The organism is Cupriavidus sp. 05L411 (genome assembly GCF_056398045.1).
Genome location: NZ_JBFTOQ010000069.1, coordinates 1 through 23,999 on the forward strand (window position 1 = coordinate 1; position 23,999 = coordinate 23,999).

Sequence of the window (23,999 nt, forward strand, 5' to 3'; positions counted from 1 at the left end):
GACCGGTGTTGCCCATCCACCATTCCACCTATGCCCTGTACCAGGAGCCGGTCTGGAAAGTCGCCGAGCAATTCTCCGGCTCGCCTTATCGATTCAACCTCTTGAGCGAAGGGAGTGTGTTGGTTCTACATTGATCCGTGGAAACGTGGCAGAAAAGCGGGTCAGCATGCAGGGGAAACTGCACTCATCCGTAGCCTTTGCGGCTGAGAGTGGGCAGGCTTGCGTCCGCAACCACTATTTGCGGACGCAAGGATGATGAACGACGAATGTGAAGTTMTGCCCCTACGGGTGATCTGTGTTCGCTCCAATGGAAAGCGAGACTTTGACCCCATTATCCGTGTAGCCGCCGTTGACTACCCGGCTCACGGACATCGTGTCTCTATGCGGCTGCCAACTAGACAAAAAGCTCCTGGCGTCGTTGCGCGGCGTTGGCCGATCCACTTGTACTGTCTGCGGCCGCGCGCCTAGCCAGAACCGCTTCGCTTCATGTTGAAACCGCCTCTTAGCCTGCCTCAACACGATTGCGCCCTTCAGCCTTGGCGCGATACAGCGCCGAATCGGCCCGTGCCAGCAATTCGTCAAGGGTCGCTTCCCCGGCCTCGATGCTGGCCAACCCCAGGCTTGCCGTGCAGGCGGGCTGCCCCGCGATGGCCGATTGCTGCTCGACTGCCTGGCGCACGCGCTCGGCCATGGCAAGCGCGGTCTCCATGCCGGTATGCGGCAGCAGCACGACAAACTCTTCGCCGCCGAAACGCCCGAGATGGTCCGTGTGGCGCAGCGCCCGCCCTACGATTTTTGCAAAATGCGCCAGCACGCGGTCACCCACCAGGTGTCCGTGCTGGTCGTTGATGCGCTTGAAGTGGTCGATATCCATCAGCAGCAACGACAGTGGCTGGCCGCCGCGCCGGTTCTTCAGTTCACAACTACCTGCGTGCAGCACAGCGCGTCGGCTCAATATTCCCGTCAGGTCATCGCGTTGCGCCAGGTACTCGAACTGCGCACGTAGCCGCTCGCTCACAGTCAAAAGCAGTCCAAGGCAGACGAAGAGCGACGCGAAGCAATACGCTGCAATGTACGCGGTCTGAATTGCCGAAGGGGAAAACCGCGAAGTATCGACGGCATCCTGGAAAAGCGTCGTCGCTGCCCGCATCAGCAAGGCCAGCCCCTGGAAAGCGAGAACACCCGCCATGAAGCGCGGCGCAAAACTCCGGCCGTGCTGCCAGGTCAGCCGCGCATGGGTCAGGCATATTGCCGCTAGCACCGAGGTAAGCAGCAACACGCGTATCCGGTAGTCGGGATGGACCAGCAGGAACCAGGTGATGCCAGCCAGGCAGCCAATGCCCAGGGCGAGCCAGCGTTTCCAGGTACAGGGCACCCCGTAGAAGCGCTGGCTGCCGAAGTAGAACAAGGCGCAGCCCGAAAGCAGCAGCGCGTTACCGCCAAGTGCGACGAGCACGGCCGGCCACTGCCCGTCCATCGCATAGAAAGCAGTGGAAAGCGCGCAAAGCACCGGTGCCAGCGCCCAGGGTAGCAACCCTTTGATGGAGGCAGGATAGGCGCGGCGAAAGGCCAGCAGGACGATGCCCAGGGCGATATTGATCATCCCCGTCATCGCCGTCATGGAGCGCAGGTCCAGGTTTAGCATGGGTCAGCCGTGGAGAAACGATCTGTGCACATGGCACCGTGCACACATTGTACCGGCGGTTAGCCACCGCCCAGCCGCCAGGTCGGCCGTCGCCTGGTAAGGCAAGCAGTGTGTACACTACTGCCCTACCTTTTTCGCTTGACCCATGACGATCACTATCAACGAAGACCTCCGTGCCTATATCGATCCACTTACAGACGACGAGTACGCGGCGCTAGAACGCAGCCTACTCTCCGAAGGGTGCCGCGATGCACTGGTGCTGTGGGGCGATCTCCTGGTGGATGGACACAACCGCTACAGCATCTGCCAGAAGCACGGCGTCCCTTTCAATACGGAACAAAACCAGACGTTCCAGTCCATGGAGGATGTGCACCTGTGGATGATCGACAATCACCTCGGGCGGCGCAGCGTATCGGATTTCCAACGCGGTGTACTCGCATTGCGGAAGAAGGAAATCGTGTCCGCGCGTCTGGCACAAGCGCAAGCCCTGCCGGGTTCCGCAAAGCCTGCCGGGGCTGAAGCCGCCATGCAATCCGGGGCCGATCCAGTGTTGACTCGCGAGGCGGTTGCGCGCACGGCGCGGGTGAGCAGTGCGACGCTTGGTCAGATCGAAAAAATCCAGAAGACCGCTGCGCCCGAGTTGGTCAGCGCGGTAAAGGCAGGCGTGATTTCCATCAATGCTGCGGCTGCCGTAGCCTCCTTGCCTGGGGAGAAGCAGGTAGCTGCCGTTGCAGGGGGCAAGAAGGAACTGCGCCAGGTAGCGAGACAGGTGCGCGAGGCCCGCGTGCCACCCAAGCCTGAACCGGTGCCCCCACCCAGCGACGCCACCCCCGATCAACTGGCAATTCACCGTCTGACGCAATTGGTGGCACAGCTAACAGAAGAGCGCGATCAGTTGAAAAAGAAGGTGCAGCACTTGACGGTTGCACTCGCAGAGGCCCGCGGCGGGCTATCGACTGCGTGAGGCACGTTTATCTGGTGAGCGGGGCCGGTGGCCCCGCTCCCAACGCCGCCGGCTTACTGGCTAAGCCGCGTTACCTTCAACTGCGGGTCCGCCGCAATTGCCTGCTCGCTGAACGGCAGCCGCACCCACCGCTTGGCGGAGTACTCCGCCATCTGGTCAAAGGCGTGCGGCGACTGCTGATCTACGGACTGGCCGTACACCAGCAGCGCCTCGGCGACCGGCCCCTGCTCGTCAAAGCCTACGGTCTGCACGTAGCTGGTCCCAAAGTAGACCTGCAGCCCCTTGTCCGACACCGGGGTGCTTTGCAACTTGTTGAGCACGCCTTCGTATTCCTCACCGCCGTGCAGGGCGATGCGGCCAGTCGGTGCCGTGGCGGCCTGCACCTGGCCCAGCGGCGCATCCAGCGCAAAGCCAGCAGTGCGCATGGCCTGCACGGCGTCCTTCAGTGCCTTGAAGACCTCGGCGCGCACAGACGCATCGCGCATGCGCAGTCCGCGTGGGGTGTTGACCGGATCGGTCGGGTTGAACTCGATGGCGTAGACCTTGGGGATCTTGCTGGCGCGCATCCAGAACTCGCGGAACAGCGGTGCGGCACGGCTGTCGAGGTTGCTGTGGCGGTCCCACTTGCGCAGCGCCGCGCAGCCGTCGCTCAGGTCGGCGTCCTTGGTGCCGAGGCAGGCATCGAGCAGGTCATCCAGCACGAGTTCGCCTGAGAGGTTGCGGTCGCGGAACAGCACAGCCTGCAGGCTGGGCACGTCAAAGCGGTTGCCGGGCAGGCCGTCCTCTCCCGAGAGACGGCGGCCGATTTCCATCAGGCCAACGCGCGTGCGCAGGCGTTGCGCAACGTCAGTGGGACCCAGCACCGGTGAGAAGCCGGTCAGCTTCTGGCTGGGGTTAGACAGCCACGAGCTGTCATTGCTGTTGGCGACATAGTCATCGCGTACCAGCACGGGCATGGCGTTGGGGGCCACCAGCCCCGGTACTGGCGATGCCGCGTCCACCGTCCAGTTGCAGCTAGCCCGCGTGCCGTCCAGCAGGACCATGCCCGTGCCCTGCATCAGCTTGGCGGCCAGCGCAGCGCTGTCGCCGGCCGGCGTGCATTGCTTGAGCATGGCGGCCGATACGTTGGGTGCGACCGATACATCGGCAAACATGGCGCGGCCTTCGCGGTCGGTGGCAATGGTGTTGACCCACGGAATGCCCAGGCGGCCAATGGCGGTGCGGATGCCAGCTACGTCGCGCGCGCGGCCGATATCAAGCCAGGTGTCGACCGAACGCGTGTTGTTGCGGTTGGCGTCGCGCAGCGTGTAGGCCTTTTGCGCGGACCACGGCAGTCCGGCCGATGGCATGGACAGCACCGGGCCGTATTCGGTCATGTAGAAGGTGTGCGAGCGCTGCTCGGTACGGCCGTCGGGCAGTTTTGCCGCATAGCTGACGGTGCGTGGGGTCATCTTGCGCGGCACGCCGTCCACCAGGTAGGTGGTGGGGTCGCCTTCGGCCAGTTTCAGTTCATACAGCGTGAAGCGCCGGGCGGTGGACACGGTGTGCGTCCAGGCCACGTCCTTGTTGAAGCCGATGCTGATGATGGGGAACGATGCGATGGACGCGCCCATGACGTCCAGCTTGCCCGGTATGGTCAGGTGCGCTTCAAAAAAACGATTGGTGGTGGTCCACGGAAAATGCGGATTTCCCAGCAGCAGGCCGCGCCCATTCGTGGTGGCTTCCTTGCCAAAGGCCCAGCCGTTGCTGCCGATCGGCGGATCCAGCAGCTGCAGGTCGTTGTTGACCGCTTCGAAGTCGATGCTGGCTACGTCCACCACCCCCGCCTGCTGCGCGGTCCTGGCACTGCCCGCAGCCCCAGGCGGCACGGCGGCGACAATGCCCGCTGCCAGCGCGCCGGCGCTGGCTTGGATGCTCTTCTCCTCGGCCAGGCGGAACAGGTCGATGGCGGTAATGGGCCGCACCCAGTCAGCGTTGCGGCAGCCAGCCGGGCGTTGGGCGGGCGGGGTATCGCGCAGGTAGCGGTTGTAGCCGGCGATATAGCCGCGCAGCAGTTCGCGCGCCTCGGGCGAGGCCTGCGCGTAGCCGGCGCGCAGGGCGTCGTCATCGATGATGGCGCGGAAGAATGGGTCGGATTCGCTGTTCTTGATGCGCTTGAATGACACCTCGGTACTTTCGTCAGGGCCGAACACGCGCGAGCGATCGCCGCTGACCGTGACGATCTGGTCGGCCATCAGGCAGACGTTGTCCTGCGCGTATGCGTAGCCCATGCCAAAGGCCAGGCTGGCGTAGTCGTTGGCCTTGATATGGGGAATGCCATAGGCGGTGCGGCGGATCTCGGCGTTGAGTCCGCCTTCGCTCCAGTTGGCGCTGTCGCTGCCTGCGGTGGCGCAGCCGCCAAGGGTGGCGGCCGCCAGCACGGCGCCGCCAAGTGCAGTCGCGCCGCGCACGATGTGTTGCTTCATTGTGTTGTCTCCTCGTTCTTGTGTCTGTGGGCCCATGGAACGTTGCGCGCCAACCGGCGACGCGCCATGGTGCCGCTGACATGGTCGGGCATCGGCGCCGTGACAGGTAGAGTGGATTCCGCCACAATTGGTGGCGTTCCCGCCATCGGGCGGGCACCATTCCAACCACAACCCACCGCGCCATGTCGGACGTCTATCTGCTGTGCTACCCCTCGGCCGTTGTCTCCGCCCTCTCCACCGCGGTCGACATGCTGGACATTGCCAACACGCTGGCCTCCATGCAAAGCCGGCGGCGCAGCACGGCGGCGCCTTTTCGCTGGCGGCTGGCGGTAGCCGAGCCGCAACGCTGGCAGGCGCTGGCCAGCGTGCTGCGCTGCACGTGCGTGCCGCTGGAAGAACTGGCCGGCGCAGGCAAGGACGCCATGGTGGTGATCGCGCCACCGTTGTTTGACCACATCGCCGGGCTTGAACATATGCTGTCGCTATTGGACCGCGAACGCGCCGCCATTGCGGCAGTTGCTGCGCAGGGGGCGCTGGTGGTGGCGCCGTTCACGGCAGTGGCGCTTCTGGTAGCCATGGATTTGCCGGCACAGCGCAAGCTGGCGGTGCCATGGCTGATTGCCAACTGGATGCAGCTGTGCGAACCCGAGCGACGATTGCAGGCCGACCAGCCAGTGGTCAAGAGCGGCAACCTGCTCAGTTCCCGCGCGCTGGATCGCATGCATGCGCTGTTGCTACAGGCGGTGGCGCATACCGCCGGTAACGCCCTGGCCCGCACGCTGGGCAACGCCCTGCTGGACCAGCCCGAGCGCGGCGAGACAGTCAACATCTGGCTGAAGACCGGCGACGCGCAGCGCCATAGCGTGGCGCTGCGCGCGCGCCGCTACCTGCAGCAGCATCTGGCCGAGCCCTATGACCTGCCCCGGCTGGCAGCGGTGGCGTCCACCAGCGAACGCACGCTGCTGCGGCATTTCATGAAGACAGTGGGCATGTCGCCGCTGCAGTTCCTGCACCAATTGCGAGCTGAGCGCGCCTGCCACCTGCTGGAAGTCACCACGCTCAGCCTGACCGCCATTGCGGAACAATGCGGCTACCAGGACATGTCCGCCTTCCGCAACCTGGTGCGCCGCCATACGGGCCAGACTCCGGGCGCGCATCGGCGAGCGCATTCGGTGCGGGCGGAATTGCGAGCGGGCTGAGGGGCCTGAGCCCGCCGCATGGGCAAGATGGTTATAGGCAGAGCCATGGGCTGCCCAGCCGTTTTGCCGCTTGGCGACTCGGCGACTGGATACCAGTCAGCGCAACAGCAATCCGGCCAGCAGCAACAGCAGCACATCCAGCCCCAGCAGGCTGCGTGGCCGCAACCTCCCCTGCAGCAGGCCGCCCAGGCCAGCCAGACCGGCGATCAGCAACAGTGCCAGCCCCCACAACAGGCCGCTCCCCAGCGCATCGCTTTGCCACAGATAGCCGGCACCGGCCACCATCAGCAGGGCAAACTGCAGCAGAGCCACTGGCACGGCGCCGGCCACCAGCGGTGGATTGAAGCGCTGGCGTGCGCGCTGCAAGTCAAAGGGCGCACTCTCATCGCTCACGCCGGGCGGCAGCCAGCCCGGCGCCTTGAACCACACCTTGATCTTGTCCTGCCAGCGTGGCGCACGGCGCGCCATCTGCCACAGCGGCACATAGCCGGAAGCCACCGCCCATAGCAGACTCCAGCTGTTGAGCGGGGTGCGGGTACCGTACACCGGCTTCTCCTCCTCCTCGGCAAAAGTGCCGAACAGCCGGTCCCAGATAATCAGCATCCCGCCGTAGTTCTTGTCCAGGTACTGGTCGTTGACTGCATGATGCACACGATGGTTGGATGGCGAGGAAAACACCCGGTCAAACCAGCCCAGCTTGCCGATGTGCTCGGTGTGGATCCAGAACTGGTACAGCAGCACAACGAGGCCGGCCAGCGCAAACTGCTGCGGTGCAACCCCGGCCAGCGCCATCGGCAAGTAAAACGGCCATCCCAGGAAAGCAACGGTGCTCTCCTGCCGCAGCGCGGTGGACAGATTGAAATCCTGGCTCTGGTGATGCACGGCATGGGCGGCCCAGAACACCGCACTTTCATGCCCGGCCCGATGTAGCCAGTAGTCGCAGAAATCGAACATCACGATCGCCAGCAGCCAGCCCCAGACACTGCCCCACAGGCCGGCATGAGGAAACAGTGCCACCCGGCGCCACGTCAAGACATACAGGCCGATCTGGAAGAGCTGGCTGACACTGGCCACTAACTGGCTTAGCAAGCCCTGACTCAGGTTGCTGAGAGCGTCACTTAGGCGATAGGTATTGCGACCGATGAACAGGCCGTAGCCCAGCTCCACCAGCATCAATAGCAGGAATACCGGGAAAGCGTAGACGGTGATTTGTTCTTCCACGAGCCATTCACAAAAAAGTGCCTTACGGCTGACAGACGATTGACCTTCCCCTTGCCGAAGCTGTCCGAAGCTGGTCAGAGACTGGTCAGAAGCGGTCGTTATTATGGCAAAAGATGTTCCTTTTTACGGTGTGTATTTTGAAATCCGGCAGATTTTTTTGTGCAGTGCAATGCGCAGCTTTACCTGCGGCAGACAAGCAATCCATCCCGGCCTGGGATCCTTTTGATTTCGTTGCAATTTACTGAGGTAGCCATACCTGGCAGGGACATCGGCCGATGCTCGAGCTTGCCATCTACAGTCAAGTACCACGGCGCCACCTTGCCGGTTGCGGGGTGGCGAAAAACACTGCATCGATGGGTCACCAAATCGTCCAGCGTGGCGGGAACGCCGTATCTGGCCAGGTAGGCCGGGGCGGCGCACACGATCATCTGGATCGGACACAACTGCCGGCCGATCACGCCCTCGCTCGGCTAAGCGCCGATCCTGAAACCGACATCCACACTGTCCGGCACCCAGTTGCCAATGCCATCGTCAAGCCGGACGTCGGGCTGAATGTCGGGGTAAGTCCGGCAGAACGCATCGAGCAACTGCATGAGAATCGACGCGAATGATGACTTCGGGCCCACGATACGCAGCGGCCCGGCGATGTCATCCTTGGCTTCGCGGTGGGCGGCACCATTGTGCAGAATCCCGGCACCTATCAACTCGGGAAGGCCGGTTCGCACGGACAGACGCTGCATGGCGACCATGCCCGCGTGGTCTGGTGAAACTGGTCAGCTAGCAACGCTATGGCACGGCGTGAAACCGCTTCCACGCCTCTGCCTCAAGCTCGCCACAGGAGGAGACAGCCATTCCTCGCTCATCCAGAATCTGGAAACCTTGCTGATCGCGCCCTATGCTTGACGCGCCATCGAGTCCAAGAAGCAGGCTGTACATGGTGTCTCGCAAAACGCCATCGAGCACGTTACGAAGCTGCTCGGTCTGGTCCACCGTCAGCGCCATATTCCGAATCTGCGTAGCGATGACGCTCTCGCCTTGTTCGCTCATAAAGACGGAAAGGAGATCGTTTTTGAGGTCTGCCCAGTTTCCCACGAATGTAGCTGCATCCATTTTCTTTGCTCGTTTGCAGTCGCCGGGACGCGGCGCGCGGCAGTTTAGTTCGGGCGCAGGCTCGATTCAGCAGGGGCCGGGCCGGCGCGTCACAATTGTAGCCCCCTTGAACGGCCGAATCTGGTTGTGACCGTCCGATCCAGCGGCCGAGCTACCGCCCTAAACGCTCGCGAAGGAACTCGATGAAGCGCTGCGTCTTCGCCGGCAGCAGACGGGTTTCGGTGATGGCATAAACAGGCATCGGCGTGCCGTGCCATTGCGGCATGATGCGGCGCAGCTTTCCGCTGGCCAGTTCATCAGCAACAACCTCCTCCGGCATCAGGACGATGCCCATATCGAGCGTTGCCAGGCGGCGGCTCATGCCAACGCTGTTGAGCACGAACCGCCCGCCCACCGACACCGTGGCGCTTCGCTTCCCGTCGCGCAACGTCCACGAACCCGCCTTCAGGATGCTCAAGCACTCGTGCCGATCGAGGTCGGCGGGCTTGTTTGGCTCGCCCGACTGTTCCAGGTAGCCGGGCGAGGCGTAGAGGTGAGGCGTGAGCGCGGCCAACGCGCGTGCGATCAGTTGCGAGTTCTCGGACTCCCCCATGCGGATCGCCACGTCGAAGGGTTCGCTGACCAGATCGACCCGTCGCGGAGTCAGGTCGAAATCGAAAGTGATGCCGGGATAGAGGCCGGCAAACTCGGCGATCAAGGGCGCCAGGTAGGTGACTGCGAAATCCACCGGCAACGACGCGCGCAGCACACCACTGGGCTGGGCAAGCATTTCGCCGAGCTGCTCGTGTGCCAGCCGGGCCTCATCGACGATGCGTTTGCATCGCTCGAAGTAAATCTGGCCGGCCTCGGTCAATTCGATCTTGCGTGTCGTGCGATGCAGCAGGCGCAGCCCGATCGCCTTCTCCAATGCGTTGATTCGCCGCGATAGTGTCGAGTTCGGCACGCCCATCACCTCCGCGGCACTTCGAAAGCCCTTGGCTTTGACGACCTCCACGAACAAGGCCATGTCGTTCAACAGCTCCACGCTCGTTGCTCCATCAGTGGATCAATGTTCTCCAAATTACCATATTTATCCCGCACGAGAAGCAGGCGATGATGCCTCCATCCGAAGCGCGGCTTCGCCGGAAGCGAGTCAGCCCTTTCATTCACCACCACTTTCCGAGGATTCCATCATGAGCAAGCTGTTCGATCCGGTCCGCGTCGGCCGCCACACCCTGCAAAACCGCCTGGTCATGGCACCGATGACCCGTAGCCGAGCCCAATTCGACGGCACGCCAGGAGAGCTGGCCGCCGAGTATTACGCCCAGCGCGCCAGCGCCGGCCTGATCGTCGCCGAAGGCACCCAACCCTCGGACGATGGACAGGGCTACCTGACCACGCCGGGCATCTACACCAATGCACACGTCGCCGGCTGGAAGAAGACCACTGACGCCGTGCATGCCAAGGGCGGCCACCTCTTCATCCAGCTCATGCACGCCGGGCGCATGTCGCACCCGGACAACACGCCACATCATCGCCAGGGCGTCGCGCCGTCGGCCATTGCGCCGGGCACGCAGATGTTCACGGCCAAGGGCATGCAGGACATTCCCGTACCGCGTGCGTTGACCACCGAGCAAGTGCACCAGACCACTCAGGATTTCCGCCACGCGGCGCGCCGGGCGGTCGAAGCCGGTGCCGATGGCGTCGAGATCCACGCTGCAAACGCCTACCTGATCCAGCAGTTCTTTGCACCGAGCGCGAACACGCGCACCGACGCGTACGGCGGTCCGGTCAGGAACCGCGCCCGCTTCGCCCTCGAAGTCGCCGCCGCGATTGCCGAGGAAATCGGCGCAGACAGGACCGCGATTCGCCTGTCGCCCGGCACGACGCTTTGGGGTATCGACGAAGGCGCCGAAGGGCCGGATCTGTACCGCTACCTGGTCGCCGAACTCGACAAGCTGGGACTGGCCTACCTGCACATCCTGCACCAGGGCAACGAGCCGCTGCTGGCCGACATCCGCAGGCTCTGGAATGGCACGCTGATCCTGAACCGGCCGAGCCGCCCGCGTGACCAGATCGGGGCCGACGTGGCATCGGGGCTGGCCGACCTGGAAGCCTACGGCCAGATGGTTCTTGCGAACCCGGATTTCGTCGCCCGGCTGAAGACCAATGCGCCGATGAACGCGGTTCAACACAGTGCCTTCTTCGGCGGCACGGCGCAGGGCTACACCGATTACCCGACCTTGAGCCAAGCCCAAGGAGCCTGAGGCCACCACAATGTGTGCCGACCGACATCAGACGCCCACCAACCCGCCCGGGCGCGTATGCCGCCCTTGGAGTCGTCCTTCGCCGGCCCAACCACGCATTGAATGGCGGCTAGCTGATCAAGCCAGCGATGGCAATGGCATTCCAACGTCCAGATGAACGGCCGTAGCTGAAAACGGGAATATCGAAGGCCGCTTCGTTGCGATCATCGCAGCTTCAGAAACATGTGCTGTTCGTCGTAGAACCGCCCATCCACCTGCATTGCGCGGGGTTCGATGCCGAAAGCTGCGAATCCCAATGATTCGTACAATTGCTTGGCCGCCGTGTTTTCCGTATTGACGCACAGATTGCACTGCGCGCTATCCCAGTTCTTTGACGCATGGGCCATCGCGGTAATCAACAGATCCCGCGCGATTCCCTTGCCACGTTGGTTTGGGTCGACAAATACCCCCCAGATGATCGCCTTGTGGCTCACCTGCGAGAGCGAGTCGCGACGCACGCCAGCGATGCCGACCAGGGTGTCACAAGCAAACGCACCAAAAACAGCCTGCGTAGGCGTCGATTGAATTCGCTCTGCGACTGCACTGGCAGAGCGCGCCTCTTCCTCGACGCGGGTTGGCCAGATTGCCGTGGGAGCGTTTTCGATAGCGTGTAGACGGATTGCCTTGAAGATTGCTGCGTCAGCGGCGGTAAGAAGTCGGATTTCAATCAAGGAGGTGGTCATAAAACCTCAAAAATCATGCGTTTTCGTCATTTGAATAAAGATGCATTTTTATAATGCTGCGGTTAACGGTTTGACGCGCAACACCGGCACCGGCACCAGGGCGTCAATCGTTAGCTACGCGTGCGTAGCAATTGAAATCGCTTGGTGTGCCGCGAACCATGCGGTAGGAGCGAAGCAGGCCTTCGTGGCGATAACCACACTTCTGTAGCACTCGCGTGGACGGCAAATTGCTTTTCAGTACGGTGCCTTGAATGCGAACAAAACCGTAAGCAATGAAGGCCCAGTCAGTGACGGAAGCGCACACAGAGGTGGCAATGCCTTTTCCCCAGTGCGAAGAGGCCAGGTCATAAGCAATTTCCGCTGTGCGATTCACGTCGGAAATAGTGTGAAACCMAATCGTGCCAACGAGGTTGTTACTGGAGCCTTCAATAATCGCCAGGCGCCTGGTTGATTGGGCATCCGGCGATTCGAATCCGTCAAACATCGGCAAGAGGTCGTCCTCCGACCTCAAGTTCCAGCTCGTGTGTTCGATAACAGCCGGGTTCGATAAGTATGCAAACCAGGCATTCACGTCAGCGCGCTCCAACTGACGAAGTGATATGCCCGGGTACCCGGACTCGATGGTTGCATCAATTCTCATTCCAGAACCTCTTAGCGCTGACCATCCCGCATCTTAACCGGTCGCGCTACCTGTCTTCTCTCTGGTCAGTGTGATTGAATGGCATGGATACCGCTGCGTAGGAATGTTGATCGGTGGCTTCAGTGAAAGAGACACAGGGGATGGCCTCCTATCCATCGTTCCTGCAGGACGCCGCTTCGGCAGTCCGCTGCGGCGTTGCGGACCTCCGGCCGGCGACATGCCGGTGGCGAACGAAGAGAAACAATGGGAGTGCCACCGACACGCCGACAAGCAGCCCTAGCAGGCACAACGGACCACTTCTGATTGCCAGGCGACGCGGCTCTGACAGCGTAAAGACGATTGTGACGACCCCGGAAACCAGTACATCCATCGCGAAGAACCGGCCAATGGCATTGGCGAAGAGTTCCGCGAGGAACAGGCGAACATCCGGGCCGTTCTCAAGCAGGAATGGTATGAAGAAGTAAAGGGGTAGCGCGGCCCCAAGTACGATCAGAACGAGATAAGCAGTTCGGGTTTCCGTATCCTTTTCCTTTAGGCTGGTTGACGACGTTGATCGCCGGCTTGCGATGATGGGTCGCAGCCGCTCTTGAATGGCAAGCATCTGCAGCGTGAAACGCCTCAGCGGTTCGACCGGCAGCAGATGCTGAGCGCAGTACCAGTTCCCACCCCGCGCGACACGGGTGCAGCAACGCTGACAGCGGCTCGACCGCAGCCCAGATGCCGTGACACTGCGAAGACGCACCATTGAGCACGTGTTTGGTACGCTTAAACACTGGATGGGCTCGATGCATTTCGTCACGAAGACATTGGAGCATGTGAGCGCTGAAATGAGCCTGCACGTGCTCGCTTACAATCTCAAGCGGGTAATTGGAGGGCTTGGGATCGCTCGAATGCAGAATCGCCAAATGCAGGAAATAGGGCTGGCAGCCAAGCAGAGCGCTGACGTGTTCCGCTACGCCTCACATTCGATTTGCTTGCGTAGCATCGCGAAACACTCCTGGACGTTTTCCCCGAAGAGCGGATCGTCGCTCGCCGGAACGGCAGCGTCAACGGCTGCCCAATCCTCACGCGTTAGTAGCTGAGCCGCGCGCGGCATGACGTGTTGCTCCTCTGTCGAAAGATGATTTCGATAGTACACAAGGTACATCGCTCCGGCGGCCTCCAGAGCCGCGCGCGAACTTATCACACCTCCTTCAGCCTCATTGAGGCGGTCTGATAGCGTTTCGCCCACCGTGGCAATCACACGATGTTCCTGCTGGAGCCGACTAACCACAATCTGCATGCCAGGATCTCGCTCAACGAGCCGTGCGTAGGCAACATCCTCACGGGGATGGTGAACGCGATCGCCGAAGCTTCGCATGTAATAGATGATGACGCTCATCAAATTGTAATTTGGCCGCTCGCCCCGACCGAAGAGAATTACCTGCTCTTCCAAAAGGTCTAGCAGTCGAGCGAAATGAATGTGATCATCGTGCCATTCCGCAAGTGGGGTGGTCACGGCGCGCTCCATGGAAACGGGTTATGCTCACATCGCCTTCGACGCCATATCGAATCGAAGAGCCTTGCTTAATACAGTATTCCTCCATCCAGAGATTGCCATGACATAGATCAATGGATCGAGGCTAAAGCCCTGTGCGCCTAAGGCAGCCCGACCGGGTGCGACCCTTCCGCGACATCCGGCTGCGCTGCATCGACCCGTTGAATCCACGCCCCACAAGGGACAGTCGCCTTTCTCAAGAGCGGACTTTCATAGCCCCGCTTCGGCGAGTAGCCGCTCCCTTGCAGAGGTTCCCTTAGTCAGCAATCGAACGAATAACCCTCGCCGGATTTCCACCGACAAGAGTATTCGGGGGGACGTCCTTGGTGACTACCGATCCTGCTGCGACAACCGAGTTCTCGCCTACGGTTACGCCGCCAATAATGGTCGCGCCGGCTGCGATCCAGACGTTTCTCTCAATCACGATTGGCTTTGCGATTACGCCGCTATGCCGCTTGGAAGGTTCAATGGGATGACCAGATGTAATGATGCTCACGTTCGGCCCAATCATCACATCATCGGCAATGTCGAGTCCGCCAAGGTCATAGAAAGTGCAATTCTGATTTACGAAGACATTGCGCCCGATACTGATATCAACCCCGCCGGTCGTGTAGAACGGTGGTATCAATAAAAAGCTGTCGTCCACAGTCTTACCGATGAGCTCGCTGAACAAGGCACGGACTGCATCCGCATCGTTGAATGTCAATCGGTTGATAGTGGCGGTGATCGCCATCGCTCGTTTGATGTCTGCTGACATGGCAGCTGATTCCGGCGTTCTCCTAGGAATTACTTTCGTGCGGTCATCATTCGCCATTCGTTTATTCCTTCGATAGCCAAGCGGTCGGTCCGACTGTCGACGATCTAGCCCCCTCTGTCGACTGACGTACCTGACCGTACCTGACCGGACTAGGTGGGCCGCCCATCGCTAGGGTACGGTTGTCCCTGACCGACCCGTAGCGGCCTGCCGTCATGGACGGCGAGGACTATTGGCGCTGCGTTGGACTTGCACGCAATCTCACCGCTCTCATGACCGCGTCAGCCGACCAGTGTCTGTCAGGTTAGCACCCTTAATCGATTGCATTCAAACTGCCGTCCTCAAAAGGGACGTTAAGCCGCATCATCCAAAAAGCTTGGGCAAGTCGATCGGTTGTATGAACTGAGGCGGCACCGCTTGCGTGAGCCAAACACCGTTCTGTGATTGGAAGAAGGCGTGACCGAGCTCGTACATCTTCGCGGACTCCACCCTCAACACAATAGGACTGCCGTGCCGACGCCCAACGACTAGCGCGGTAGCAATGTCTGCCGACAGATGCACGTGCTGCCTGCTCTGCGGCTTCAAGCCCTGGTCCTGAATGGCAGGGACGAACCTGCTTGCCGTGCCGTGAAAAAGTTGCACAGGCGGCTTTAGCGCTTCGAGACCAAGATTCACATCCATCGAGTGCCCCTGGTTGGCTCGGATCATCAGCCCGTCGTCGCTGATGGCAAACCGCCTCTTGTCGCTGGTCGCCACGATCTTCTCAAGCATTTCACGATCGATTCGCTTGCCGTGCGCGTTGGCTTGCCGCAGAAGCAGCTCGACATTGGCCCAACCGGCTTCATTCAGCGAAAGGCCTATTGTTTCCGGCGCGTGTCGGAGCACCAGACTAAGGAATTTACTGCTGGACGTCAGGTCTTCGCTCAATTCGCCCACTCCTGATGCTCCGGAAGCATGCATGTCTCGATCCAGTTCTTCATGTCGGTGTAGAAAACGGTGATGGGCCAGGGTAAGCGCCCGCGCGACTTCGACCAGGTTAGATGAACCACCGCAACCCGACCACTACCATCGCGTATTTCAAACAACGCATCGTCGCCCGGGCCCCTTCCGATAAGCTTTGCAGGCAGCCCGAACAGTTCGTGCCCCGGCGGAACCTCCAGCGCCAGCTGTCGCGCGAAGGCTTCGTGAAATTGATCATCCATACTTTTAGTGGACCACCACGGTTCAAGCCACTCCATGCATATACCTTTCACAAATGACCATTCTTGGCCAGTGGCGAATCATCGTTCTTTCGCAAGACTTTCAGCCTGTCGCCGAACCCGGGCAAGCATACGCAGCCGGATTAGCCCACTGACAGGACGGATGATGTACCAGTAGGGAGCAAATCGGCGACGAACTGCCGCGGTTGGACAAAACACCCGGGTCTCCGTGCTCAGCACGGATGCACCTGATGCATTGGCATCTACGTTGAAGCTCATGACGAGCTGGCAGACGTCCATTCTGACGGTCGCCTTGAAGGCTTCGGGGGACCCAATGTCCAGCAAACCGTAATCTGCCCGCCAGAAAGCTCCGGTCAGTCCGAACGCCAGCCCGGAATCCCCTTCGCGACCAAGAAATGTGAAATCGTCGAGATCAAGCGGGGGTCTGCTCGACCGGTACATCCATCGCGACGGCAGTTCGCGCAGGCCAATGGCGAGTCGTACCAGCGGATCATCTTGCGCACGTTGGCGAGCAACGCAATCCAGAATAATGTTCGCTGGCGCGTGTACGAGCGCAGCGTGTCGCTCGCGGAAATCATAATGAGGCAGAAAATCGTCAATCAGAGTCATTTATATTCTTCCCACCGCACGCGAGATTTGCATCCTATGGTCTGCAGTTCACTCCACGAAGAGAATTGTCTGCCATCCACACGTCGATTGTCGACGATCCAGGCGTCCGTGTCGACCGGCCGATGCTGGCGGGCCCGGCCGCGTTAGCCGGCCCCAAGCAACCGTTTGAGAGGCCATGTGCCTATTCCGAAGCGGATCCAAATGCGCCGTGCCCGGCCACTACCTCGCTAAGAAAGTCCATCACCGCGCGCACAGGGGCCGAGCGCCGCAAGTCACTGTGCACCACCAGCCAGATGTCGCGCGAGAATGCAGCGCCCTCGTGTTCCAGCCGTACCAGGCCCGCATCGGCATCCCCCAGGAAACAAGGCAGGCCTGCCACGCCCGCCCCTGCGCGGGCAGCGGCGAGATGGCTGCTGATATCGCTGAGTTCGCAGCCCACGGGCCGTGGACCCGCCAGCTCCAGCAGCCAGCGCTGCTGCGGCATGTCGGCGAACTGCGCATCGTAGGCAATAAAGGTCCAGTCGCGGGGATTGCGCAAGGCCGGATAGTCGAGGCCTGCGTACAAGGCGAATGGCATCTGCCCCAGCTTGCGCACCACACTGCTCGACTCGCTGGGCCGAACCAGGCGTAGCGCCACGTCTGCCTCACGGCGCGTCAGCGACACCGCGCGGGCCTGCGCCGACACGGAGAGCTGGATACCCGGATAGGCCGCGCGGAAATCCGCCAGCCGGCCGGCTAGCAGATGCGTGGTCAGCACCGGTGGCGCACTGAGCGACACCTTGCCGCTCACGGGCTCGTGGCTGGCACGCGTCTGCCGCTCGATGGCGAATGCGGCAGCTTCCATCGCCTTGGCGTGCTCGAAGACCAACACCCCGAGCGGCGTCAGGCGGCACGAGCGCGGCAGGCGTTCAATCAGAAGCGCTTGCAGCCCGGCTTCCAGCGCGGCTAGCCGGCGGCTGACCGTGGCGTGATCCACCCGCAAATCGCGCGCTGCGCCGGACAACGTGCCGGTGCGGGCGACTGCCAGGAAGTGGCGAAGATTTTCCCAATCGAGCATCTGTGCGTTTTCTCCAGGTTCGGTGGCGATTTTATGGAATTTACGCAGAGATGTCTGCAGCCTAGCATGCGCAGATCCTATCGTTGGAATCCATGCCATGCCCACCACCACCAATGCGCAACGGGCCACCCTGCTGGCCGCTGCGCTCGGCTTTGTCGTCGTCCTGCTGGACGTCAGCGTTGTCAACGTCGCCCTTGATACCTTGCGACAAGGATTCGCCACCGATGTGGCGGGGCTGCAATGGGTGATCAACGCCTATACGCTGGTGTTCGCCGCGTTGCTACTGACCAGCGGAGCGCTCGGAGATCGCTTGGGCGCCAGGCGGGTGTTCCTGATCGGGCTCGCGCTGTTCACGCTGACGTCGGTGGCGTGCGGGGCCGCGGGCAGCCTGGCGATGCTGGTGGTGGCCCGGCTGGGCCAGGGCATTGGTGCGGCGCTGCTGGTGCCGAACTCGCTGTCGATGCTCCAGCGGGCCTTTCCCGAACGCGAACAACGCAGCCGCGCAGTCGGCTGGTGGGGTGCGATCGGCGGTATCTCGCTGGCGGCCGGGCCGGTACTGGGCGGGCTGCTGGTGACCCACTTCGGCTGGCGCAGCATCTTCCTGATCAACCTGCCGCTGGGCCTGATTGGCCTGTATCTGACGTTGCGCCATGTCGCCGCCGATGGCGGTGGACATCACCGCGGGCTGGATTGGCCTGGGCAAGGCGCGGCCATACTGGCGCTGGCCGCACTCACCGCATCGGTCACCGAAGCCGGCCGTCTCGGCTGGGGACACGCCTGGGTACAGGCGGGACTGTGGCTGGCCTTGGCGTCGGCTGCCGCCTTCATCCGCATCGAATCACGCAGTGCTGCGCCGATGCTGCCGCTGGCGCTATTGCGCATCCCGGCGTTCAGGGTGGCGTCGCTCGCCGGTGTGATCGTGAATTTTGCCTACTATGGCCAGATCTTTGTCTTCAGCCTGTTCTTCCAGCTTCAGCAGGGACTATCGCCTCAGCAGACCGGGCTGGCGTTCCTCCCGATGACGGTGGTGCTGATGGCAGTCAACGTGCTCGCCGGCCGCCTGATCACGCGGATGGGCGCGAGATACCTGATGGTGCTGGGATTGCTCCTGGCCGCCCTGGGCTACCTGATGCTGTTGCCGGTGCGCATCGACGGCCCCTACTGGCTGCTTGCCCCGCCGATGCTGCTGGCCGCCAGCGGCATCGCGCTGATGGTGCCGACCATGACCAATGTCACGCTATCAGCCGTGGATGGCTCCCGTGCGGGCATCGCTTCCGGCGTCCTCAACTCCGCGCGGCAGGTGGGCGGCATGCTAGGCGTGGCGGGGTTCGGTTACCTGGTGCACGACACTGCCCCGCAGGCCTTCATGCGCGGCATGCATCTCTCGCTCTGCCTCGCGGCCGCACTGCTGCTGGTGGGAGCCGTGTTGTGCTGGTTTGGCATTCGTGCGGAACGTCCGGCCGCTAGCAAGGACGGGCGCCAAGGCGCCACTGGAGCCTAATGCCTCTGAATTGACACCTTCGCTTCCATGGCGGAATGGACCGATCACACACCGGATTTCGAGAGCGGGATACCGGCAGTGTGTGGATTGCCTTCCTTGGAGTCCTCGGGCAGAAGGTTGCCATCGTCGAGCGCAGCATCGGCGTTAGCCGTTTCAGGAAAACGCTCGGGATACAGATGCCGCTGCGCAATCTCGTGGTCAAAGGTGCCGGACCACTTGGCAATGACCACGGTCGCGACGCTGTTGCCGATCGTATTGCAGGTGGAGATCGCCATCGACAGGAAGCGGTAGACGCCAAAAATGACGGCCAGTCCTTCGACCGGCAGCATCCCGGTCGAAGTCACCGTTGCAGCGAAGACCACGAAGGAGCCGCCGGAGACGGTCGCCGCGCCCTTGGAAGTCAGCAGCATCAGCAACAGGATGCCAATCTGCTGATCCAGCGACAGCGGCACGCCATAGGCATGCGCGATGAACATCACGCCCATGGCCATGAAGAGCGAGGTGCCATCGAGGTTGAATGCGTAGCCGGTTGGCAGCACCAGGCCCACGGTCTGCTTCGCGCAACCTAGCCGCTCCAGCTTGATCAGCAGGCGGGGCAGCGCACTCTCCGACGATGCGGTGCCGAGCACGATAAGGATCTCGTCTTTGATGTAGCGCAGGAAACGCCAAAGACTGAAGCCTGCCAGCCGTGCCACCAGGCCCAGCACCACCACGATAAACACCGCCACCACCGCGTAGAAGCTGAACACGAGTTGGGCCAACGCGATCAGCACCGCGGTACCGTTGCTGCCGACCGAATAGGCTACCGCGCCGAACGTGCCGATCGGCGCCAGTTTCATCACCAGGTTGATGAAGGAGAACAGTACCTCGGAGATCTGGCCGAGGCCCTCGTTGATCTTCTCGCGCCGGCCTTCCGGAATGGCGAGGATGCCGATGCCGACCATCACCGCAAGCACCACCACCTGCAGCAGCTCGCCCTTGGCAAACGCCCCGACGAAGTTGTCCGGCACGATGTGGGCCATGAACTCCAGGAAGCCGTGCTGCCCGGCCTTGGCCACCGCCGGCGGGGCTGCGCCGGTGGCTACCGTGGTCATGCCCTTACCGATCTGCAAGAGGTTACCCGCCAGCATGCCCAAGACCAGGGCAATCGTCGAGAGCACTTCGAAGTAGAAAATGGAGCGCCAGCCGACGCGGCCGGCACTCTTCACATCGCCGGCTGATGCAATGCCGTGGACAATGGTGAGGAACACAAGCGGCGCCACGCCCGCCTTGATCAGCGAGAGGAACATGTCGCCGAGCAGCTTGAGCTGCGAGGCGAACTTCGGGAAGATAAAGCCCACCGCGATGCCAAGCACCAGGGACACCAGCACTTGCATACCCAGCTTGCGATACCAGGGTAATTTTCTCGGGGGCGAGATCAGCGCATCTGCGCTGGATGAATGGCTTTCCATATCTGTCTCCTCGATGCGGCTTCTTACACACCACTCGACAACGCGACGGCGCGGTCCACCATCTGCGGCGCCAGGCCGAGATAGTTGGCCGGATCCGTCAAACGGTCGATCGCCGCACGATCGAAGTGTTGCGTGACCTCGGGCAGTGCCATCAGCGCCTCGGCCAGCGTGCCGCCCTTCTCGTTCACGGTGCGGCAAGCGTCGTAGACGATGTCGTGCGCCTGCTGGCGGCCGGTGAAGGGGGCCATGCCCATCATCACCGCCTCGGCCACGATCAGGCCACGGGTGATGCCGAGGTTGTGCTTCATGCGTTCGGTATCGACGATGAGGCCGCCAAGCGCGAACTTCGCCTGGTGAAGGGCACCCGCAGTGAAGATGAAGCTCTCGGGAATCGCAATCCACTCCGCATGCCATGGGCCGGTCGCGCGCTCGAAGTCCTGCACCATGGCATCGACCATCAGGCCGGCATGCTGGCGCACGGCCTTCGAGGCGGCCAGCATCAGTTCGCTGGAGATCGGGTTGCGCTTTTGCGGCATGGTGCTGGAAGCGCCACGGCCTTTGACGAAAGGCTCGTAGACCTCGGCGAACTCGGTCGACGCCATGATCATGATGTCGAGTGCGATCTTGCCAAGGGAGCCCGTGATCAGTGCGAGCAGGTTCACCGCCTCGGCGAAGCCGTCACGTGCCACATGCCAGGTGGTTGCCGGCACGCCCAGCCCAAGTTCCTCGGCCATCGCCTGCTGCACCGCGAAGCCCTTGTCGCCCAGCGAGGCCAGCGTGCCCGCCGCACCGGCAAACTCCACGACGGCCACCCGCGGGCGCAATTCCGCCAGACGCTGCTGATGACGGTCAAACATGGCGAGCCAGATTGCAACCTTGTAGCCAAAAGTGACCGGCAGCGCCTGCTGCAGGTGAGTGCGGCCGGCCATGGGCGTGTCGCGATGCTTGACCGCCATGTCGGCCAGGATGCCGCGCAGTTCGCGGACATCGGTGTCGATGCTATCGAGCGCGTCGCGCACCTGCAGTGCCACCGCGGTGTCCATGATGTCCTGCGTGGTCGCTCCCCAGTGCACGTAGCGGCCGGCATCGCCGCACATGCCCACAAGCTGATGCACCAGCGGCAGGATCGGGTACCCGACGATGTCCGTCTCCTCACGCATATGGTCAAAGTCGATGCGCTCGATGCGCGACTCGCGCGCAATCACTTCCGCCGCCTCGGCCGGGATCACGCCGACGCGCGCTTCGGCCTTCGCCAGGGCGATCTCGGCGTCGATGTAGCGCTGGATCAGTGCCCGGTCGGAGAAGATCTCGCGCATCCTGGCGGTGCCAAAGGCATCGCGGAACAGAATCGAATCAACAACGGTGCTAGCCATGGGGACGGAAAAAGTGGACATATCGGCCTTTGAGGTAATTGCTGGTTTCGCGAACACGAGTAATATGTTCGAACATATTCAACTATAATATGTTCGAACATATTGACAACCATGGGTTTACCCTAGCGCCATGAAACCGCCCGCTACCCTCGCCATGCCGAAGCTCAACTTCGCATCGCCTGGCATCTTGATCAGCGCCTTGATCGAGGCGCGTTACGGCCGCTGCATTGGGGGCGCGTCCGCAGCGCCTCGGATCAGGGCTTGGCAGGCATGCAAGGCAGCGCAATTAAAATGCGGACGTCGACATGTAGCGGCCCTGCGGGTAGTAGTCAGCCATGACTCTTCGTTCATCGCCTGGCTTTTCAATCGCTTGCACGGCATGAGGGAAATTGGACGTTCCGAGCATGTGCCGTAGTTGCACTACCGTGACGTCAGCGTCCGCCGCACCGTCGCCGTCATCCGCCATCGGCAGCCAGGTGATGCCGCATGCATCGATTGCATTGCGCGGACGATCCTCTTTCCGGCTGACAACGATCGTGTAGAAGCCATCCGGGCCCACCGGGATGTGCTCGTCATAGGCGCAAGCGTTGACCCGGGTGTTGGCAAAACCCTGGTTGGAGCACATCGACCAGTAACGCAGATCGCCGTTACCCATGGTTGCATCGCCGTTGTACGTTTTCGGCGTGGTGGGTGCCTTCCCGCGGATGACGAACACCTTGCCAAGTTTGCGACTGACAATGGTACGAATGTACCGGTTGTCCAGGTTCGGATAAAAGCCCCCCGTGCTCTTCTTCGGATTGGCTAATGGTTTGCCGGTATAGAGGCTGTACAGATACTCGCGGTCGTACTGGATATACCAGGTTGGCGGGTTGGTAGCCGGATAAGCCGGCTCATTCTTCGCTTTCCCCACTTCGCGCGCGGCGGCGATGAGTGCGTGGTACCTCTCCATCGGCACCGCCAGCGCGGCAGCATCCAACTGGAGCGGCTGCTTTGTCCGCGAGGCTGGGCAAGCCGCATCGCCTTTCAACACCTTGCCGTCTGCCAATGTCAGCACTGGAACCGGCAGCCCGGCGCCGCCGGTCTCGTCTGTCCCCTTGTCACGCGCATAGATGCGGTACAGGATAACTTGCTGGCCGGCTCCGTACTTGGGAACTTCGCGCTGCTCATCGCGCAGCGGTATGCCGGCGTCCTTCGCTATATCTCAGATACAAAGCTGATGGCCCCGGAGGCTCGCGTACGCGCGAGGCTGGCGGAACTCTTGCTGTTGCAGCGTCCGCTGGTGCCTCAAAGCGGCCTCGTCACCTTGAAGGTTTCGCAGGTGGATCTTGCCGCGATGATTGGTGTGTCCCGCCAGACATTGAATGAGCTCCTGAAGCAATTGGAGAAACGCGGGCTGATCGAGATCGCGTTCCGGAGCATTTGCGTGATGGATCCGGCGCGCTTGCGGGATGAGGACGACACCTGACACGAGCATTGCAGTGCCGGGCCGCTTGGCGGGGTCCATGTCCCTTACCGATCGATCCGTGACCGAACTCGCAATGCGGGCTGGCCCCTACTCGGCGATGGCCTGGGACGATACGAGATTCGCCAGGCGGCGCTCAGGCGTTGATCCAGGCGCGCGCCTGATCCAACTCGTTGACGTGGAACGCCTTGACTTCGGCCTTCGTGAAGAACCGCGCCAGATGCATCGAGGCGTGGATCCATCCCGCGTCAGCCACCACGGCAGCGCGTGTGATTTTGCGGGCCACGGAAACGCCGAGCGTCAGGTCGGTCCACAGTGCCTTCGGCTCGATGCCAGTGAAATGCTCGATGCGTTCGAGCACGCGGGTCTTGCCGTTCAGTTCGAGATCCCCTCGCAGGCGCTCGATGGCTTCGCGCAGATCGTGGTCAGTGATTTTGCCTTCGACGGAAATCTCGACGACCGGGGAATCGGGGTCAGTGTGATACAGGATCATGGCAGGGCCACTTGGCTGGGGATACGTAACACGCTCAGGCATGGACAAACCTGGCGTTCGATCACGTCCTGATGGTACGCCTTTTCATACGGCTCGGATCGCACGGGTTCCTGGTTCGCCAGAACTGGACCCAGAAACCGTGAGGCAAAACCCACCAACCGTGAGACGTGACAGTGACACGTTGTTAGCGCCGATGTAAAAATGACCCACCCCGCCGAAGTAAAACTGACCCACCTGATGGAGGATGGCGGATTTGCCGCCGATGCTGACACAGGAGCAAGCAGTGGAAATCAGGGTATTAGCAAGGCGAGGCACGGGGGTGCGCGAGAT

Annotated in this window: 23 protein-coding genes and 2 pseudogenes; 6 read left to right on the forward strand and 19 right to left on the reverse strand. The window is 61.8% G+C overall.

The genetic code is table 11. The annotated features are described in order from the left end of the window. Positions 1-502 precede the first annotated feature (502 nt). Positions 503-1,645: a GGDEF domain-containing protein gene (locus AC1DQR_RS37585; RefSeq protein WP_477134889.1), complete on the reverse strand. Its 1,143-nt coding sequence runs from the start codon at positions 1,643-1,645 to the stop codon at positions 503-505. A gap of 145 nt (positions 1,646-1,790) precedes the next feature. On the opposite strand from AC1DQR_RS37585, the gene AC1DQR_RS37590 reads away from it, so the two are divergent. Next, complete coding sequence (locus AC1DQR_RS37590) at positions 1,791-2,609, forward strand: ParB N-terminal domain-containing protein (protein WP_477134890.1); 819 nt, start codon at positions 1,791-1,793, stop codon at positions 2,607-2,609. A gap of 53 nt (positions 2,610-2,662) precedes the next feature. Here the strand turns inward: AC1DQR_RS37590 and AC1DQR_RS37595 are convergent, their stop codons facing one another. Beyond that, the gene (locus tag AC1DQR_RS37595; RefSeq protein WP_477134891.1) at positions 2,663-5,074 is read right to left on the reverse strand and encodes an acylase; all 2,412 of its coding nucleotides are present in this window, start codon (positions 5,072-5,074) and stop codon (positions 2,663-2,665) included. A 182-nt stretch (positions 5,075-5,256) separates the two neighbouring features. On the opposite strand from AC1DQR_RS37595, the gene AC1DQR_RS37600 reads away from it, so the two are divergent. Next, positions 5,257-6,273, forward strand: a complete 1,017-nt coding sequence (locus AC1DQR_RS37600; protein WP_416051883.1) for a helix-turn-helix domain-containing protein — start codon at positions 5,257-5,259, stop codon at positions 6,271-6,273. Between the two features lie 96 nt (positions 6,274-6,369). On the opposite strand, the gene AC1DQR_RS37605 is transcribed toward AC1DQR_RS37600, so the two are convergent. From AC1DQR_RS37605 to AC1DQR_RS37620, 4 genes and pseudogenes are all read right to left on the reverse strand, one after another. Further along, positions 6,370-7,494, reverse strand: a complete 1,125-nt coding sequence (locus AC1DQR_RS37605; protein WP_416051882.1) for a sterol desaturase family protein — start codon at positions 7,492-7,494, stop codon at positions 6,370-6,372. A 242-nt stretch (positions 7,495-7,736) separates the two neighbouring features. Continuing rightward, positions 7,737-8,144 (reverse strand): annotated as a pseudogene (locus AC1DQR_RS37610) (LysR substrate-binding domain-containing protein); the annotation flags it as partial. A 136-nt stretch (positions 8,145-8,280) separates the two neighbouring features. Next, positions 8,281-8,604, reverse strand: coding sequence for a hypothetical protein (locus tag AC1DQR_RS37615; RefSeq protein WP_477134892.1), 324 nt, complete (start codon positions 8,602-8,604; stop codon positions 8,281-8,283). Between the two features lie 151 nt (positions 8,605-8,755). Beyond that, positions 8,756-9,628, reverse strand: coding sequence for a LysR family transcriptional regulator (locus AC1DQR_RS37620; RefSeq protein WP_416051880.1), 873 nt, complete (start codon positions 9,626-9,628; stop codon positions 8,756-8,758). A 148-nt stretch (positions 9,629-9,776) separates the two neighbouring features. On the opposite strand from AC1DQR_RS37620, the gene AC1DQR_RS37625 reads away from it, so the two are divergent. Further along, positions 9,777-10,850 (forward strand): alkene reductase, encoded by a 1,074-nt coding sequence (locus AC1DQR_RS37625; RefSeq protein ID WP_416053375.1) that lies wholly within the window; start codon positions 9,777-9,779, stop codon positions 10,848-10,850. A gap of 203 nt (positions 10,851-11,053) precedes the next feature. Here AC1DQR_RS37625 and AC1DQR_RS37630 read toward each other — a convergent pair whose 3' ends face one another. From AC1DQR_RS37630 to AC1DQR_RS37640, 3 genes are all read right to left on the reverse strand, one after another. Then, entirely contained in the window at positions 11,054-11,560 is a 507-nt protein-coding gene (locus AC1DQR_RS37630) for a GNAT family N-acetyltransferase (RefSeq protein WP_416053374.1), read from the reverse strand. 115 nt (positions 11,561-11,675) lie between these two features. Further along, the gene (locus tag AC1DQR_RS37635; protein WP_477134893.1) at positions 11,676-12,212 is read right to left on the reverse strand and encodes a GNAT family N-acetyltransferase; all 537 of its coding nucleotides are present in this window, start codon (positions 12,210-12,212) and stop codon (positions 11,676-11,678) included. A gap of 148 nt (positions 12,213-12,360) precedes the next feature. Then, a complete protein-coding gene (locus AC1DQR_RS37640; RefSeq protein WP_416051878.1) occupies positions 12,361-12,813 on the reverse strand; it encodes a DUF2834 domain-containing protein in 453 nt (150 codons plus the stop codon). Positions 12,814-12,910: 97 nt separating this feature from the next. Between AC1DQR_RS37640 and AC1DQR_RS37645 the strand changes: the two are divergent. Next, positions 12,911-13,093, forward strand: a pseudogene (locus AC1DQR_RS37645) (transposase); the annotation flags it as partial. 71 nt (positions 13,094-13,164) lie between these two features. On the opposite strand, the gene AC1DQR_RS37650 reads toward AC1DQR_RS37645, so the two are convergent. From AC1DQR_RS37650 to AC1DQR_RS37675, 6 genes are all read right to left on the reverse strand, one after another. After that, on the reverse strand, positions 13,165-13,710 hold the full coding sequence (locus tag AC1DQR_RS37650) for a hemerythrin domain-containing protein (RefSeq protein WP_416051877.1): 546 nt from the start codon (positions 13,708-13,710) through the stop codon (positions 13,165-13,167). Between the two features lie 295 nt (positions 13,711-14,005). After that, complete coding sequence (locus tag AC1DQR_RS37655) at positions 14,006-14,563, reverse strand: sugar O-acetyltransferase (protein ID WP_416051876.1); 558 nt, start codon at positions 14,561-14,563, stop codon at positions 14,006-14,008. A gap of 303 nt (positions 14,564-14,866) precedes the next feature. Further along, the gene (locus tag AC1DQR_RS37660; RefSeq protein ID WP_416051875.1) at positions 14,867-15,430 is read right to left on the reverse strand and encodes an RNA 2'-phosphotransferase; all 564 of its coding nucleotides are present in this window, start codon (positions 15,428-15,430) and stop codon (positions 14,867-14,869) included. Then, positions 15,427-15,741, reverse strand: a complete 315-nt coding sequence (locus tag AC1DQR_RS37665) for a hypothetical protein (protein WP_416051874.1) — start codon at positions 15,739-15,741, stop codon at positions 15,427-15,429. The genes AC1DQR_RS37660 and AC1DQR_RS37665 overlap by 4 nt, the downstream gene beginning before the upstream one ends. A 42-nt stretch (positions 15,742-15,783) precedes the next feature. Continuing rightward, complete coding sequence (locus tag AC1DQR_RS37670) at positions 15,784-16,332, reverse strand: hypothetical protein (protein WP_416051873.1); 549 nt, start codon at positions 16,330-16,332, stop codon at positions 15,784-15,786. A 181-nt stretch (positions 16,333-16,513) separates the two neighbouring features. Beyond that, on the reverse strand, positions 16,514-17,389 hold the full coding sequence (locus AC1DQR_RS37675) for a LysR family transcriptional regulator (protein ID WP_477134894.1): 876 nt from the start codon (positions 17,387-17,389) through the stop codon (positions 16,514-16,516). 97 nt (positions 17,390-17,486) lie between these two features. Here AC1DQR_RS37675 and AC1DQR_RS37680 point away from each other — a divergent pair, with 97 nt between their 5' ends. After that, positions 17,487-18,890 carry an MFS transporter gene (locus AC1DQR_RS37680; RefSeq protein ID WP_416051871.1) on the forward strand — a complete coding sequence of 468 codons (1,404 nt, stop codon included), beginning with the start codon at positions 17,487-17,489 and terminating at the stop codon, positions 18,888-18,890. A gap of 44 nt (positions 18,891-18,934) precedes the next feature. Here AC1DQR_RS37680 and AC1DQR_RS37685 read toward each other — a convergent pair whose 3' ends face one another. From AC1DQR_RS37685 to AC1DQR_RS37695, 3 genes are all read right to left on the reverse strand, one after another. Next, complete coding sequence (locus tag AC1DQR_RS37685) at positions 18,935-20,341, reverse strand: cation:dicarboxylate symporter family transporter (protein WP_477134895.1); 1,407 nt, start codon at positions 20,339-20,341, stop codon at positions 18,935-18,937. 23 nt (positions 20,342-20,364) lie between these two features. Continuing rightward, complete coding sequence (locus AC1DQR_RS37690) at positions 20,365-21,735, reverse strand: class-II fumarase/aspartase family protein (protein WP_477134896.1); 1,371 nt, start codon at positions 21,733-21,735, stop codon at positions 20,365-20,367. Positions 21,736-22,000: 265 nt separating this feature from the next. After that, positions 22,001-22,768, reverse strand: coding sequence for a hypothetical protein (locus AC1DQR_RS37695; RefSeq protein WP_477134897.1), 768 nt, complete (start codon positions 22,766-22,768; stop codon positions 22,001-22,003). 72 nt (positions 22,769-22,840) lie between these two features. Between AC1DQR_RS37695 and AC1DQR_RS37700 the strand changes: the two genes are divergently transcribed. Then, positions 22,841-23,179, forward strand: a complete 339-nt coding sequence (locus tag AC1DQR_RS37700; RefSeq protein WP_477134898.1) for a Crp/Fnr family transcriptional regulator — start codon at positions 22,841-22,843, stop codon at positions 23,177-23,179. Positions 23,180-23,312: 133 nt separating this feature from the next. Here AC1DQR_RS37700 and AC1DQR_RS37705 read toward each other — a convergent pair whose 3' ends face one another. Next, positions 23,313-23,669 carry a SpoIIAA family protein gene (locus AC1DQR_RS37705; RefSeq protein ID WP_174424307.1) on the reverse strand — a complete coding sequence of 119 codons (357 nt, stop codon included), beginning with the start codon at positions 23,667-23,669 and terminating at the stop codon, positions 23,313-23,315. Positions 23,670-23,999 lie beyond the last annotated feature (330 nt).